Origin of the sequence: Haloarcula amylolytica JCM 13557 (assembly GCF_000336615.1) — an archaeon.
Taxonomy (GTDB): Archaea; Halobacteriota; Halobacteria; order Halobacteriales; family Haloarculaceae; genus Haloarcula; species Haloarcula amylolytica.
In genome coordinates, this window is sequence record NZ_AOLW01000015.1 from 539,901 (window position 1) to 554,111 (window position 14,211).

Below are 14,211 nucleotides of genomic sequence, written 5' to 3' on the forward strand. Positions count from 1 at the left end.
AGCAGTCACATCTGACGGTACTTCGGTCGGCACCATATGATTTCACTTGTGAGTCACCAACGCCCGAGAATCCCTCATTCTGGTGCAATTGCGCTCTATTTGACCCCTGTTGCCCCCCGAGTTGACCGAAAAAACTAGATGTTTTGCAATAGAACTGGGGAACGAGTGCATGAGGCTGAAGGACTACGACAACGACGACGGGAAACGGGTGTGGCTGTCGGACGACGAACTAACGAGATTCATCGAGCAGGCTGAGACACCACACCAGCGGCTTGCCTTCCTGCTCGCCGGTCGGGTCGGACTCCGGCGCTCGGAAATCATCGAGGTGTGTCCGCAAGACCTCGTCGACGGACCGACCGGCGATCACATCCGAGTCTGGGAGAGCTACGCGAAGCGAAACAAGTACCGAGAGCCGCCGGTCCCGCAGGAAGTTGTCACCATCGCGGAGACGCTGGCGTACCAGCAGGACGACGACGAGCCGCTGCTGGACGTGGCTGGGTCAACTGTGTACCGCTGGGTCCGGCGTGCGGCTGACGCACTGGAGGAAGAAACCGGTGACAGGGGTTGGCAGTACCTCGACGTTCACGATCTCCGCCGGACTTGGGGCACATACCTACTGGAGCAGGGCGTGATCCCATCCGTTGTGATGTCCTTCGGGGGCTGGGAGGACTGGGATACGTTCAGGAAGCACTACCTTGGAGAGTTCAGCCCGGAGGCGATTCGTCGAGAGCGCGGCAAGGTCGACTTCCTCAAGGGCGGCGACGAGAGCGCGGAGGTGGTACATCCAGGTACAATGGGACTCACAGAAACTCGAAGCACCTGTAGATAAACTCTACTGGTTGGGAGCACACAATATCTTATTTTTACTTTATTAGATTAATTGACAATGGTATGATTCCGTAGATACCAATAAATAATGAGAATGCGACCAATAATGCGCTTTCCGTCCAAATATCGCTCATGAATAATGCCATACCGAATAGATACAGACCAGTTGACCCGAATAGCGATTTCATTGGATTATCAAGTGTCCAAGCGAAGACCGTCGTAGCCTGTCTCCGAAACAGACGGTATAATAATTCACGAAGAAGGTTGATAAATCTAAAAATGAATCCTGCACTCCCCTCCAAGACAGCATATATGTGTCCAGCTGCGTACATATAGGGAGTTAGTGATAGGATTATTATAGCAAGTAGAGATATTAGCAGCCATACTGGGAAGTCAGCATCCAAGATATCCGTCAGCAGGTAGGCTAGCGAGCCAAATGATACTAAGAGTGATAGGGAAAGAACGCCCCTAACGAATGCTTCAATTGACCCCATTCCGGGATAGCCGTATAACAGTTGCTCCTGTGCAGTCTGTTCCTCTGGGACGGATTCTAATTCTTTAGCCGTTTCCTCACTGCTCAGGTATGTAACTAAACGAGTCAATTTTGGAGCCGGTTTTTTTGCAAGTCCCTTTCTGTAGAGTAATAACGCTGGCAACGTATTAGCTCTCCATCTGCAGTAGTGGTACGAGGAAATAACAGAAATTATCGCAACTATGGCAAACGAGAAAGCTATAATCAATCCACTAAGTTCCGGTGGAGCAATATTCTCTTTCGATAATGCGGATGAGGTGCCGACAAAAGGTAAGTTACCCTGCTCAATTAAAGAGATAATACTTAAAGAGATTGGCACTATGAACAGCTGTATACTTAATATCTTCAGAGAGTCGTTCGCCAGCGATTCAAATATCTGAATTTTATGGTTTAGAAGTGTTTGGAACTCATCGTGATCATCAATTCCCCTTTCAATACCCGCTAACTGACTGAGTTCCTCGTTATCTTCGGTCATTGGTCAAAACGAGCTATCCGTTTAATACCCGCTCCACGGTCGGTTTTGGCCGATGCCTTGCGTCGATCTGCCCTCTAAGATACTGTATCCCATCAGTCGTTAGTTCGTACATATCGCTTGTGATGGGCGCGACGAAACCGGTGTACTGTAGCATCAGACACCGCTCCCGAATATGTCCCTCTGAGGCGCTGAAACCCTTTGTTTTGGCCATAATTGAGGGGGTAGCCCAGCCCTCGCGGTCAAGATGTTCAAGAATCCGTTCGTCCAACTGCTTCATCCAGAATGCCGACTTTCGCCTGCTCATATTTTAAACCTGCTCGTGACTTTCTCCGGATTTGGACTCTCCTTCAAATACCGACTCAACTTCGTCGGGGGAGTCCTCTGAGGTGTCAATTTCTCCGTCTAAGTATCGCTCTCCACGTTCCGTGATGACGTAGACACCATTCCCAAGGTCATCAAGCAGTCCATGATCTGAGAGCTTCTTACATCGAGTACTGATATACTGCTTAGAGTAGCGGACGTATCCACTCTCTTGCATTTCGGTTGGACGACCAGATCCTTCTTCTCGGATATATTCGAGAATCCGGTCATCAGCTAGTACCATCCAGCCGCCCGAATAGCGCATGAATCAATCATTGATGCCATAGTCCATAATAGGGCGGATTGTCTTCATCTGATTCAATTGGCCCCTGATATTGCTGCCGTAAACTATATCTGACAAGGGCAACGATTGATTCATGCAATGCCACATGCAAATGTGACCGTGGGCATGGAGCCGTCGATGCTCGCGGACATCGAAGAGGAAAGGAAACGACACGGAATGAGTCGGGCCGAGTATATTCGCCATCTCATTCGCCAGGCGCACGACTCTCCGTTTGATGTTCCAGAAACCGAACTGTGTACAGACGAAAACCGACGAACTGAAGAGTCGAAAACGGGGGCCGCGTAAACTATGTCCAGTAGCTCTGAGGCCCCAGTTTCTGATGACGATTCGAGCGACCAAGAGAGTGGCGACAGCGACACGGAGGACGGGCCATGAGCCTTGCCGACAACCCGGACCCGGAGAACCTTACCAACGCCGACAAGCCTGCCGTCGTTGACGTGGACGGGTCTGGGAACGTGTATGTCGTTTCGGCGAAGGTCCGCGAAAACGGCTGGCTGTGGCTCAAGCAGTGGGACGGACAAACACTGAAGTTGCCTCCTCACCGCGTGAACGCTGTCCAGAGAATCCGAAAGGAGCGGTACGGCGAAGCCGGCAGCAGCGGGATGAAGCCCCAGCGCATCGAGGACGAGGATTGGCGGCGGCGAGCGCGGGAGATGACTTCCGGAACCGCCGACGTCGACGGGGCTGGCGAGGCCGTGGTCGCTGATGACTGAGAGGCCGTCACTCTCTCCGCGAGAGGCGAGAGATCGCTATCTTGCCCACCGCCAGACGGACGCGGCCGACGCCTCTATCAAATCGTTTCGGTATCGGCTGAAGCACTTTGTCGAGTGGGCAGAAGAGCGCGATATCACCGCCATGCGCGAGCTGACTGGCTGGAAGCTCGATGAGTACGAGACCTTCCGTCGCGGCTCGGATGTCTCGCCGGCCACCCTGAACGGCGAGATGCAGACTCTCAAGAACTGGTTGGAGTATCTGGCACGCATCGACGTGGTTGATGAGGACTTACCCGAAAAAGTCCACGTCCCTACGATACCCGATGGAGAAGAGTCCAACGACGAGATGCTGGAACCGGAGGCAGCCAAGAAACTGCTTCGAGCTATGCGGTCAGACCCTACACACTACGGGACAGTAAAGCACGCTCTGCTCGAACTTCTCTGGTTTACGGGATGCCGGGTAGGTGCAGCCCGTAGCCTCGATCTACGGGACTACCACAGCGGCGAGCGGTTCGTGACTTTCCACCATCGAGAAGGGACGCCGTTGAAGAACGATAGCGATGGTGAGCGGGCGGTTGGGCTACCGGAGGCAGTCTGTGAGGTGCTGGATTACTACATTGAGCATCACCGGGAGAGTAGCCACGACGATCATGGCCGCAAGCCGTTGTTCACCACGACTCAGGGCCGCGCGAGTGAGAACACTGCTCGGGTGTGGACGTATCTCGCTACTCAGCCGTGCCTGCATGGCCCGTGTCCCCACGGGAAGGAGCGAGAGACTTGTTCGTATCTCCACATTCACAGCGCAAGTAAGTGTCCGTCGTCGCTCTCTCCCCACCGGATTCGGACGGGGAGCATCACTTGGCAGCGTGACTGTGGCTTACCGGCCGAGGTGGTTTCAGAACGGGTGAACGCCACTCTCGAAGTCATCGAAAAGCACTACGACCAGGCAACGAAGCGCCAGCGGTTGGAGGAGCGCCGCCGCCCCTACATCAACAACTTAGAACTCGACTTAGAGGCCGATTCATGATGAATACACCATCACCAAAAGAGCTATTAAGCGGTTCAGTGCGGTACAGTGCGCCAATTTTCCTACGTGGGCATTCTCGGCGGTCCCACTTCAAAACTTTGTGCAGGGAATACGACTTGACAGCAGCGGTTTCATATGGACCGCAAGGGTTGCGCTGCCACAGTGGTTGACGGAAGCGTCAAGCAGGCACCCAAGGCGGAAGCAGACGAAGGCTGACAGCCAAATTGTGATTTGTGCGGTCCTGCCAGAGCGAGACCGATTTCCTCTACACTTTTGTAACGCCGATAGCAAGCGAGGGGTATGGGAAAGGCAAACGACGTAGACTACGCTGACCTGCACGACCCCAACGCAGAGTACACCATGCGGGAGCTCTCTGCGGAGACGATGGGCGTCACCGCCAAGCGCGGTGGCGGCCGTGACGTGGAGATTACAGACGTTCAGACGACGATGGTCGACGGGAACTTCCCGTGGACGCTCGTCCGAATCTACACCGACGCGGGCATCGTCGGCACGGGCGAGGCATACTGGGGCGCGGGCGTCCCGGAACTCATCGAGCGGATGAAGCCGTTCGTCGTCGGCGAGAACCCGCTCGACATCGACCGCCTTTACGAGCACCTCATCCAGAAGATGAGCGGCGAGGGGAGCGTCGAGGGTGTCACCGTCACCGCCATCGCTGGCATCGAGGTCGCGCTGCACGACCTCGCGGGCAAGATCCTCGAAGTGCCGGCCTACCAGCTCCTGGGCGGCAAGTACCGCGACGAGATGCGCGTGTACTGTGACTGTCACACCGAAGAGGAGGCCGACGCCGACGCCTGCGCCGAGGAGGCGCGCCGCGTCGTCGACGAACTGGGCTACGACGCGCTGAAGTTCGACCTCGACGTGCCAAGCGGCCTGGAAAAGGACCGCGCGAACCGCCACCTCCGTCCGGGCGAAATTCGACACAAGGCCGAGATTGTCGAGAAAGTCACGGAGGAGGTCAAAGACGAGGCCGATGTGGCCTTCGACTGTCACTGGACGTTCTCGGGCAGCTCCGGCAAGCGTCTCGCCGAAGCCATCGAGGAGTACGACGTCTGGTGGCTCGAAGACCCCGTTCCGCCGGAGAACCTCGAAGTGCAGGAGGAGGTCACCAAGTCCACGAACACGCCGATCACCGTCGGTGAGAACCGTTACCGCGTCACCGAGGAGCGCCGGCTCATCGAGAACCAGGCCGTCGATATGATCGCGCCGGACATGCCGAAGGTCGGCGGCATGCGCGAGACACGCAAGGTCGCCGACGTGGCGAACCAGTACTACATCCCGGTCGCGATGCACAACGTCTCCTCGCCGATTGCGACGATGGCGAGCGCCCACGTCGGGGCGTCTGTCCCGAACTCTCTGGCCGTCGAGTACCACTCCTACGAACTCGGCTGGTGGGAGGACCTGGTCGAGGAGACCGTCATCGAGGCTGTCTCTTATACACATCNTTGCCAGCCCGCTCAGAGATGTGTATAAGAGACAGGACGAAGCGTAAGTTCAGCCCCCATCTGTTGGTGTTGACTGGGACGGCACCGGGTGACGTGGTGGTCACCCGATATCACGGCGGCACAGTTACGCCGCATCGAATTCGACGCCGGTGATCTCGAAGCGAGCACCGCCGGCGTCGCTTTCTGCAACCGTTATCGACCAGCCGTGGGTGTCGACGATCTCATCGACGATTCGGAGGCCGAACCCGGGGCCCGAAGCCAGCGAGTAGCCGCCCTCGAACACGTTCTCGCGCTCGTCGGCCGGAATCCCGACGCCGTCGTCCGCGACGTAGAAGCCGTCGTCCAGTTCGCCGACAGTTATCGTCAGGTCGGTGGCCGCTCCCTGCGACTGTGATATCGAGGTTGTCACACGCTGCTCGCCGGTGTCTCCCTGTTTCTCAGTGTGTGGCGTTTGTCCATGTTCCACACTGTTGCGGATGAGATTCTCGAACAGTTGTCGGAGCCGACCCGGGTCCGCGCGGACCACGGCCGAGGTCCGTAGCTCCAGCGTCACGTCGCCGGTCTCGACGGTTTGCCAGCACTGCTCGACGACGGTCTGGAGCGGCACCGGCTCGCTGTCGAGCGCGGCCTCGCCGTTCCGGGCCAGCGACAGGAGGTCCTCGATGAGCTGGCCGATACGGTCGTGGGCTCGCTCGACTGCGTCGAGATGCTCGCTGTCGTGTTCTATCTGTGCGAGTTCTAGCTGGCCTCGGGCAACGTCAAGCGGGTTCCGGAGGTCGTGACTGACGACGCTGGCGAACTCGTCGAGGCGCTCGTTTTGTTGTTCAAGGGCCTGTTGACGGCTGTCGGGGGGAGAGATCTCCCGTCCGATACCGGCCACGCCGAGCGTCGAGCCGTCAGCAGCCGTTATCCGGCCGCCGGTGAATTCGTACGGGACTGTCGTTCCGTCGGCGGTCAGCAGGTCGGCTTTGAACGACGCCTCACCGGTCTCGAACGCCGTCTCAATGCCTTGGCGAACCGTCTCGCGGTCGGACGGGGCGAAGAGGGCTGTCAGAGCCATCGACGCGAGATCAGCGTCTTCGTGTCCGGTGGCTGCCGCCAGTGCATCATTCCAGCGAGCCAGATCGCCGTTCTCGTCGAGTTCATAGAACAGATCCGGCACTGCATCGACTGGCGCGTCGGGGCTATCCAGTTCCGTGACGCGTTCGGACTCGCGTCGCTTCCGCTCAGTGATGTCGCGCGAGGCACCGACGATTCTGATGACTGTGCCATCGTCGACAATCGGTTGCGCCTCGGCCCGCACCCAGCGCTGTTCGCCATCCGGTTTGGTAATACGGAATTCGAGGTCGACGGATTCGCCAGCTGACACGCGTTGCATCGCCTGCATGACTCTCTCCTGATCCGTGTGGTGAATCGCTGTCATGAACTCTGCGGGGTCAGCCTGCAGGGACTCCACGGAGCGGCCGTAAAGCGTTTCGTATGCCGAATTGACGAACTGTATCTCGGTCCAGTCCCCGGAGAACACCCACAGCAGTTCGTTCGACTGTTCCGCCAGTTCTGTGAGTTGCCGTCTGGTCCGGCTAGCGATTTCTGTCGACTGATGGTGTTCGACGAGCAACCGAATTCGATTGGCGAGGAGGTCGCCACGCTCGACAGCCGTGTCTCTGCTGAAAACGTCGGTGACGCCGTTCGAGACCGCGTTACTGGCGACGGATTCCGACTCGATCAGCAACAGTACCGGGAGATTGCTATCCCGCTCGCGGACCGCGTCGACGAACGCACGGCCGGACCGGTCCGAGAGGTCGTCCGCGGCAACGATGCCATCGATAGCGTTGTCTTCGAGGTGTTCGAGCGCACTGTCAGCCCGGTCAGTCGTAGTCAGGGTAAGCGAGTCCGGGTCCCGTCCAGCCGGGAACTCGACAGTCTCGTCGAGTAGCGGGGTGTCGTCCACCTGCAACACATGTATCGAATCCGCCGGCGCATATGTGTCAGCCATCTTGTGTAAATGGAACTGCATCACCCCTCTTGAAGATACGCCTGCATTGATGGATTACGCCCCGAATCGGTCCGAGATTGCACCCCGGTCGATCTTGTCCGGGCCGCTGGTCGGCATCGCCTCGACGAACGCAATCTCGCGGGGGTGTTTGTACCGGGCCAGTCGGTCGTCAAGGAACGTCCGGAGGCCGTCGAGTGTCAGCGGCCGGTCGCCGGCCCCGCCCGCCGTGCTATCGGTCGCAGGTTCGATGACGGCCTTCCCGACCTGTCCCCACTTGCCGTCGGGGACCGGAATCACGACGACTTCACCGACCGACGGATGGTCGGCGATAGCGTCCTCGACCTCCGCGGGGTAGACGTTCTCGCCGCCGCTGACGAACATATGCTTGGTGCGACCCTCGATGTAGTAGTAGCCGTCCGCGTCGGCGCGGGCGAGGTCGCCGGTCGACACCCAGCCGTCGCCGAACGTCTCGGCGGTGGCCTCGGGGTTGTCGAGGTAGCCCGTCGCGGCGTGGGGCGAGCGCAACTGGAGTTCGCCGACGGTGCCGGGGTCGACCGTCTTTCGCACGTCGGAGGGACCATCGCCGTTGTCACCGTCGTCGGGTTCGACGACTCTGGCGTCGACGTGCATCGCCGGCTTGCCGACGGAATCGGCCTTCTTTCGGGGCCAGCCCTCCGGCATCGCGAAGTTGTTCGGGCCGCACTCGGTGAGGCCGTACCCCTGTGAGAGGTCGACGCCACGGTCCCACCACGCCTCCATCACGCTCTTGCGGCAGGGGCCACCGCCGGACTTGGCAAAGCGCAGCGTCGAGAGGTCCGTCTCCGTCCAGCGGTCGTGGTCCGTCATCATTCGCAGCACTGCGGGGACGGCGACGAGGACGGTCCCACCCTCAGTATCGATGGTCTCCAGCACGTCGCCGGGGTCGAACTCGCGGGCGATGACGACCGTTCCGCCCATGTGCCACAGCGGGACGGTGAGGACGTTCCAGCCCCCGGTGTGGAACATCGGGAACACCATCGGCGTCACGTCGTCCTCGCGCAGCCCCCAGGCCGTAATCGTGTTCAGGGAGTTCCAGACGATGCCGCGATGCGTGATTTCCGTCTCCTTGGGCGTCCCCGTCGACCCGCCGGTGTGCAGGAGGAGGTGCGTGTCGCCGGGAGTCGGTGTCGCCGTTTCGACGGATGAGTCGTCCACGGGGAGGGCCGAAGCGTAGGGCGTGCTGTCGAGAGTGGCGAAAGCGGACGACTCCGTCGTTTCGGTTTCGAGATGGATGAGTTGGGGGCTCGTCGCGTCGGCTGTCTCCAGGGCGGCCGAGACAGTTCCTGCGAAGGAGGCCTCGACGACGAGGAGTTCGGGGTCCACGCGGTCGAGGAGGTCGGCGAGTTCCGGGGACGCAAGCCGGTGGGACAGCGGGGCCAGTCGGCTCCCGGTCTTGCCGGTGGCGAAGAATAAGTCGACGACGGCAGGGCGGTTCCGCGAGACGACGGCGACGGTGCCGGCTGCCGCCGTGGCGTCCGTCGCAGTGCGGGCGTCGTCTCCGTCCGCGCCGACGCCGTACTGCCGGAGCAGCCGAGCAGTCCGGTTCGCTCGCCGGTCCAATTCGGCGTACGTGAATCGTTCGCCGGTGGTCGCATCCACCAATCCCTCGCGGTCCGGCGTGAGCGCGGCCCGGCGCTCGCTCCAGGCACCGACCCACTCCTGTGCCAGCCCCTCAGACATCGTCGATGAACTCCCGTATCTGTGTGTTGACGCGGTCGTACTCCTCGATGAACAACAGGTGCGGACCGCCGTGGACAGTGACGAAGTCGGCGTTTGGCAAGCCCCGCGCCAGCAGTTTCCCGTTCTCGTAGGGGACGACCTCGTCAGCGGTCCCGTGGATGACAAGTGCCGGGGCCGTGATCTCTCCAAGGCGGTCCGACACGTCGTGGGCCTGCACGGCCGCGCCTTGCCATTCGAGGGCCTGGTCGCTGGCGTCGCTGTCGATGCGCCAGTCGATGATGCGCTCGATGAGGTCTTCGTGGGTGCCCATGAACCGATCCGAAAGCGCGGGCTGCATTTTGTACCGCCGGAGTTCGCGCTCGTCGAGGTCCTCGGGTACGTTGAACATCCGCTGCTGGGTCTCCTCGGGGACCGCCTTGGCTTCCGGCCCGCCCGGCGAGGTACACATGAGCGTCAGCGACTGCGCCCGGTCGTACTCCAGCGCGTACTGCTGGGCGATCATCCCGCCCATGCTGGCCCCGACGATGTGGGCCTGCTTGATGTCGGCGTCGTCGAGTACGGCCTCCAGGTCACTCGCCATCTGGCGCATCGTGTACGGTCCCTCGGGTTCGTCCGAATCGCCGGTGCCGCGGTTGTCCCATACGATTGTCTGGTACTCGTCGACGAGTGCCTCCTGTTGCCACAGCCACATCCAGCGGCCGTAGCCGATGCCTTCGACGAAGACCACAGTCTCGGCGTCTGACGGCCCCTCGCGCTCGTAGGCGAGCGAGACCCCGTCGTTGGTCGCGTATTGCATACTGGCTGGTTCTGGTTGGATATCCTTCAAGTGGTCCGGTTCCGCGCTCATTGCTCTACTGGCTCCCCCTTCGGGTTGTCACACTGCGTGTCGTTTCGCTGGCGATGCACCGCCGTGGAGTAGCCGGGTCGGAAGCGGCCGCCCCACGCCCAAGTTGTCGTACGGTCTGGCGGTTCGACGGTCGTTTTCACTGGTTTCGTCATTCCGAATCACCCCAGAGCCTCGCCGGCAGCGCCTCGGCGAACGTCCCGCCGAGACGCGCCCGCAGCGTCCCCAGCAGGCCGTCAGGGACGTAGAGGACGAACAGCACGAACACGATACCGACGTAGAGGCTCGCGTGGCCGTTCAACAGCAGGTCGATGAGGCCGCCGATAGTCGTCTCGCCGACCAGCGTCGCGTCCAGCGTTTCCTGGCCCAGCAGCGCGCGGAGGTACGGCAACAGACCGCCGCCCTGCCCGGCCTTCGAGAGGAACTCCCGAACCGTCTCGTCGAACAGGTGGCCGTACAGCGAGCCGGCAAGCGTCCCGAAGCCGCCGATGATGCTCGCCAGCAGGGCGTCACCGGTCACCAGGAAGTAAAAGGAGTTCTCCGGGCTGGCCGAGCGCTTGAAGCCGGCGAACAGTCCGCCGGCGACGGCGGCGAAGAAGCCGCTGATGGCGAAGGCCCCGAGCTTGTAGCAGTAGGTGTTGTAGCCGATTGCGACGGCGCGCTCCTCGTTCTCCCGGATGGCGATCATCACCCGGCCGAAGGGGGAGTGGATGACGCGCTGCATGGCGAAGTAACACGCGAGGACGACCAGCCCGATCATGTAGTAGGACACCTCTGTCCCGGACAGCGTCGACCCCAGCAGGGCCACCTCGTCGCCGGTGAGCACGCCGATAGACAGCGATAGCTGGTCGATGCCGGGGACTCCGATCTGGAACCCCTCGGCGTGGCTTGGCCCGACCGCGGGGCCGTCCCGGGGATTGGTCGCCACGTAGTCCCAGCCGCGGACGAACACGTAGAACACCTGCGCGAAGCCGAGCGTAATCATCGCGAAGTACACGCCCGACAGCCGGAACGACACCAGCCCGACCAGCATCGCCAGGGCGATAGCGATGAGACCGCCGACCAGCAGTGACAGCATGAACGGCGTCCCAGGACCCAGGAGCGGGACCTTCCCGTTGGCGATGAGGATGACCGTGTACGCGCCGGTCCCGTAGAACACCGCGTGACCGAAGGAGAGGTAACCGGTGTAGCCGCTGATGAAGTCAAAGGAGATGGCGAACAGGCCGAAATAGAGGACGCCGACCATCGTCTCCACGGTCGGCAGGAGCATCTGCGTCTCGGCGCTGACCGGCGAGTTCAACAGCGTGTGATACACCGGCGGGTACAGCGCCAGCAGGGCGATAACGAGGATGTGAGCGGTGTGGTCCCGCAGGTACTCGCGGGGCCAGCCCGTCTCAACAGTCGTGGGGGCCTGTGGCTCGGACGCCGCCTCGGCGTCGGCCTCGGGTTCGGCGCTAATGGCCCCCCACCTCCTCGACGCCGAACAGTCCTTGCGGGCGGACGATGAGCGTCACCACGAGCACGAGGAACAGCACCAGTTCCGGTAGGCCCGTGAACTGAATCGCGTTCTGGAACCACCACGTCGTCACCGCGTCGGCCATGCCCACCACAAGGGCGGCGACGACGGTGCCCCGGAACGTCCCGAGGCCGCCGACGATGACGACGATGAACGCCGGCAGTAGCGTCTCGGCCGCCAGCGGCACGCTCGCGCCCCACGTCGGGTCCCACATCAACAGTGTTCCGGCCGCGCCGGCCAGGCCGATACCCAGCGCGAACACCACGGTGAACACCTGCCGAACGTCGATGCCGAGCGCCGATGCCATCTCGGTGTCCTCGCTGCCGGCCCGGATGTACAGGCCGTAGCGGGTCTTCGTGAGGAACGCCCAGATGCCGACCACCGTGATAGTTCCGAGCAGTATCTGGAACAGCGACATCCACCCGGCGCTGACGGGGCCGAGCGCGACCGGTTCCCGCAGGAACTGGGGCTTGGTCGCCAGCGCGGCCTGCCAGTCCGACAGGGGCTGGAGGTCGTAGATACCCAGCACGATGCGGACGACCTCCTCGATGACGAGCGTCAGCCCGAACGTCAGCAGGATCTGGTATATCGGCGGCCGGTCGTACAGCGGTCTGATGATGGTCGTCTCGATGGCCCCGCCAAGCACCGTCAGCAGGGCGAACACGACGACAATGGCGACGAAGAACAGGCCGAGGCGGGTCAGCGGCGCTGTCCCGCCGGTGACCGTGACGACCATCAGGAGGCCGCCGAGGTACGCCCCGACCATCGTCAGCGACCCGTGGGCGAAGTTCAGCACGCCCATCAGGCCGAATATGAGCGTGAGGCCGCTCGCGATCATCACGTACAGCGCCGACTTGGCGAGCCCGTTGACGATGACGCCGCCAAGTTCGCTCAGCGTCAGAAACTCCGCGAGCGCTTCGAGTATCATGCCGACAGATACCTCCTGAACCGTTCGTCGTCGGCCGTCACCGCCGCCGTGTCGCCGCCGTCGACGACGCGGCCCTTGTCGAGGATGTAAAACCGGTCGGCCAAATCGAGCGCCAGCGGGAGGTTCTGCTCGACCAGCAGCATCGTCACGTCCTCGCTGGCGGTCGCCAGCGCCTCGGCCACGTCGGCGACGATCTGTGGGGCCAGGCCCTCGCTCGGTTCGTCGACCAGTAGCAGGTCGTTGTCGCCGACCAGCCCGCGGGCGATGGCGAGCATCTGCTGTTGGCCGCCCGACAGCGTGCCTCCCTCCTGCCCCCGCCGCTCTTCGAGGATTGGGAACGAATCGAAGGCCAGGCGGAGGCCATCGCTCACGTCATCCGGGTTCGGTATCGCCGCCCGGAGGTTCTCCTCGACGGTGAGCTGGCCGAATATCCGGCGGTCCTCGGGAATCCAGCCCAGTCCCCGAGCGGCGACCTCGTGGGTCTCCAGGCCGACCAGCGACTCGTCGCGGAATGTGATCGACCCCTCGCGGGGCGGCGTCAGTTGTAGAATCGTTCGGAGCGTCGTCGTCTTGCCGACGCCGTTGCGGCCGGCGAGCGCGACCACCTCCCCCTCTTCGACGGCGAGGTCGACCCCTTCGAGGATGTGGCTGTCGCCGTAGTAGGTGTGGACGCCGCCGAGTTCGAGCAGACTCACGCCGTCCCCTCCTCCGAGTCCGGGTCGGAGCCGGAAGCTGTCGTATCGTCGTCCAGGCTTCCCGGTTCGTAGCCGCCGAGATACGCCGACTGCACGTCGGGATTCGCTCGTACGTCGGCCGGCGGCCCGTCAGCGATGACTGCGCCCTGATGCAGGACGACCACGCGGTCGGAGACACCCATCACGATGTCCATGTTGTGCTCGACCAGCAGCACCGGGTAGTCCTCCGCCACCGCTTCGATGAGGCCCCGGATTTCGTCGACGCTCTCCGAGGAGACGCCGGCGTTTGGCTCGTCCAGCAGGAGGACCGCCGGGTCGCCGGCCAGCGCGATAGCGACTTCGAGCTTGCGCTTTGCGCCGTGGCTCAGCGTGCTCGCGAGGTCGTCGGCCCGATGGGAGAGCCCCACCCGGTCGAGGATGTCCCACGCGCGCTCGGTGAACTCCTCATAGTGGTCGACGTTGCGCCAGAACGTCGTGGCGTCGTCGCTGTGGGCCTGCTCGGCGACCCGGACGTTCTCCAAGACCGTGCTGTTGGGGAAGACGTTCGTCACCTGGTAAGACCGGTGGATACCCTTGCTGGCCGTCTCGTGGGGGGAGGCGTCGGTGATATCCTGCCAGGTCCCGTTGCGCTGGAGTTCGACTGTGCCCTCGGTGGGCGAGAGGCTCCCGGTCAGCAGATTGAAGAACGTCGTCTTGCCGGCCCCGTTCGGGCCGATGAGCGAGCAGAGTTCGTTTTCAAGCTCGAAGTCGACGCTGTCGACGGCGGTGAGTCCCCCGAACTCCTTTGTCAGTCTCTGTGTTCTGAGCATGC

13 protein-coding genes and 1 pseudogene are annotated in these 14,211 nt (G+C 61.7%); 5 read left to right on the plus strand and 9 right to left on the minus strand.

Going from position 1 to position 14,211, the window contains the following annotated elements:
• The first annotated feature begins 169 nt into the window (after nt 1-169).
• Complete coding sequence (locus C442_RS08685; protein WP_008309581.1) at nt 170-829, plus strand: site-specific integrase; 660 nt, start codon at nt 170-172, stop codon at nt 827-829.
• A gap of 34 nt (nt 830-863) precedes the next feature.
• Here C442_RS08685 and C442_RS08690 read toward each other — a convergent pair whose 3' ends face one another.
• Together C442_RS08690 and C442_RS08700 are read right to left on the minus strand one after the other, a co-directional pair.
• The gene (locus C442_RS08690; protein WP_008309582.1) at nt 864-1,835 is read right to left on the minus strand and encodes a hypothetical protein; all 972 of its coding nucleotides are present in this window, start codon (nt 1,833-1,835) and stop codon (nt 864-866) included.
• A 307-nt stretch (nt 1,836-2,142) separates the two neighbouring features.
• On the minus strand, nt 2,143-2,460 hold the full coding sequence (locus C442_RS08700; RefSeq protein ID WP_008309585.1) for a helix-turn-helix domain-containing protein: 318 nt from the start codon (nt 2,458-2,460) through the stop codon (nt 2,143-2,145).
• Nucleotides 2,461-2,604: 144 nt separating this feature from the next.
• Between C442_RS08700 and C442_RS08705 the strand changes: the two genes are divergently transcribed.
• From C442_RS08705 to C442_RS08720, 4 genes and pseudogenes are all read left to right on the plus strand, one after another.
• Nucleotides 2,605-2,784, plus strand: a complete 180-nt coding sequence (locus C442_RS08705; RefSeq protein ID WP_008309588.1) for a ribbon-helix-helix protein, CopG family — start codon at nt 2,605-2,607, stop codon at nt 2,782-2,784.
• A gap of 86 nt (nt 2,785-2,870) precedes the next feature.
• Nucleotides 2,871-3,212 carry a hypothetical protein gene (locus C442_RS08710; RefSeq protein WP_008309589.1) on the plus strand — a complete coding sequence of 114 codons (342 nt, stop codon included), beginning with the start codon at nt 2,871-2,873 and terminating at the stop codon, nt 3,210-3,212.
• Complete coding sequence (locus tag C442_RS08715; protein ID WP_008309592.1) at nt 3,205-4,239, plus strand: tyrosine-type recombinase/integrase; 1,035 nt, start codon at nt 3,205-3,207, stop codon at nt 4,237-4,239. Before C442_RS08710 ends, C442_RS08715 begins: the two co-directional genes overlap by 8 nt.
• Before the next feature lie 300 nt (nt 4,240-4,539).
• Nucleotides 4,540-5,682, plus strand: a pseudogene (locus C442_RS08720) (mandelate racemase/muconate lactonizing enzyme family protein); the annotation flags it as partial.
• 144 nt (nt 5,683-5,826) lie between these two features.
• Here C442_RS08720 and C442_RS08725 read toward each other — a convergent pair.
• From C442_RS08725 to C442_RS08755, 7 genes are all read right to left on the minus strand, one after another.
• On the minus strand, nt 5,827-7,698 hold the full coding sequence (locus tag C442_RS08725; RefSeq protein WP_008309596.1) for a PAS domain S-box protein: 1,872 nt from the start codon (nt 7,696-7,698) through the stop codon (nt 5,827-5,829).
• 54 nt (nt 7,699-7,752) lie between these two features.
• On the minus strand, nt 7,753-9,417 hold the full coding sequence (locus C442_RS08730; RefSeq protein WP_008309598.1) for an AMP-binding protein: 1,665 nt from the start codon (nt 9,415-9,417) through the stop codon (nt 7,753-7,755).
• On the minus strand, nt 9,410-10,264 hold the full coding sequence (locus C442_RS08735) for an alpha/beta fold hydrolase (RefSeq protein ID WP_008309599.1): 855 nt from the start codon (nt 10,262-10,264) through the stop codon (nt 9,410-9,412). Before C442_RS08735 ends, C442_RS08730 begins: the two co-directional genes overlap by 8 nt.
• Before the next feature lie 148 nt (nt 10,265-10,412).
• Nucleotides 10,413-11,576, minus strand: coding sequence for a branched-chain amino acid ABC transporter permease (locus tag C442_RS08740; protein WP_008309600.1), 1,164 nt, complete (start codon nt 11,574-11,576; stop codon nt 10,413-10,415).
• 139 nt (nt 11,577-11,715) lie between these two features.
• A complete protein-coding gene (locus C442_RS08745; protein WP_008309601.1) occupies nt 11,716-12,705 on the minus strand; it encodes a branched-chain amino acid ABC transporter permease in 990 nt (329 codons plus the stop codon).
• Nucleotides 12,702-13,400 (minus strand): ABC transporter ATP-binding protein, encoded by a 699-nt coding sequence (locus C442_RS08750; protein ID WP_008309602.1) that lies wholly within the window; start codon nt 13,398-13,400, stop codon nt 12,702-12,704. The genes C442_RS08745 and C442_RS08750 overlap by 4 nt, the downstream gene beginning before the upstream one ends.
• Nucleotides 13,397-14,209: an ABC transporter ATP-binding protein gene (locus C442_RS08755; protein ID WP_008309603.1), complete on the minus strand. Its 813-nt coding sequence runs from the start codon at nt 14,207-14,209 to the stop codon at nt 13,397-13,399. The genes C442_RS08750 and C442_RS08755 overlap by 4 nt, the downstream gene beginning before the upstream one ends.
• Nucleotides 14,210-14,211 lie beyond the last annotated feature (2 nt).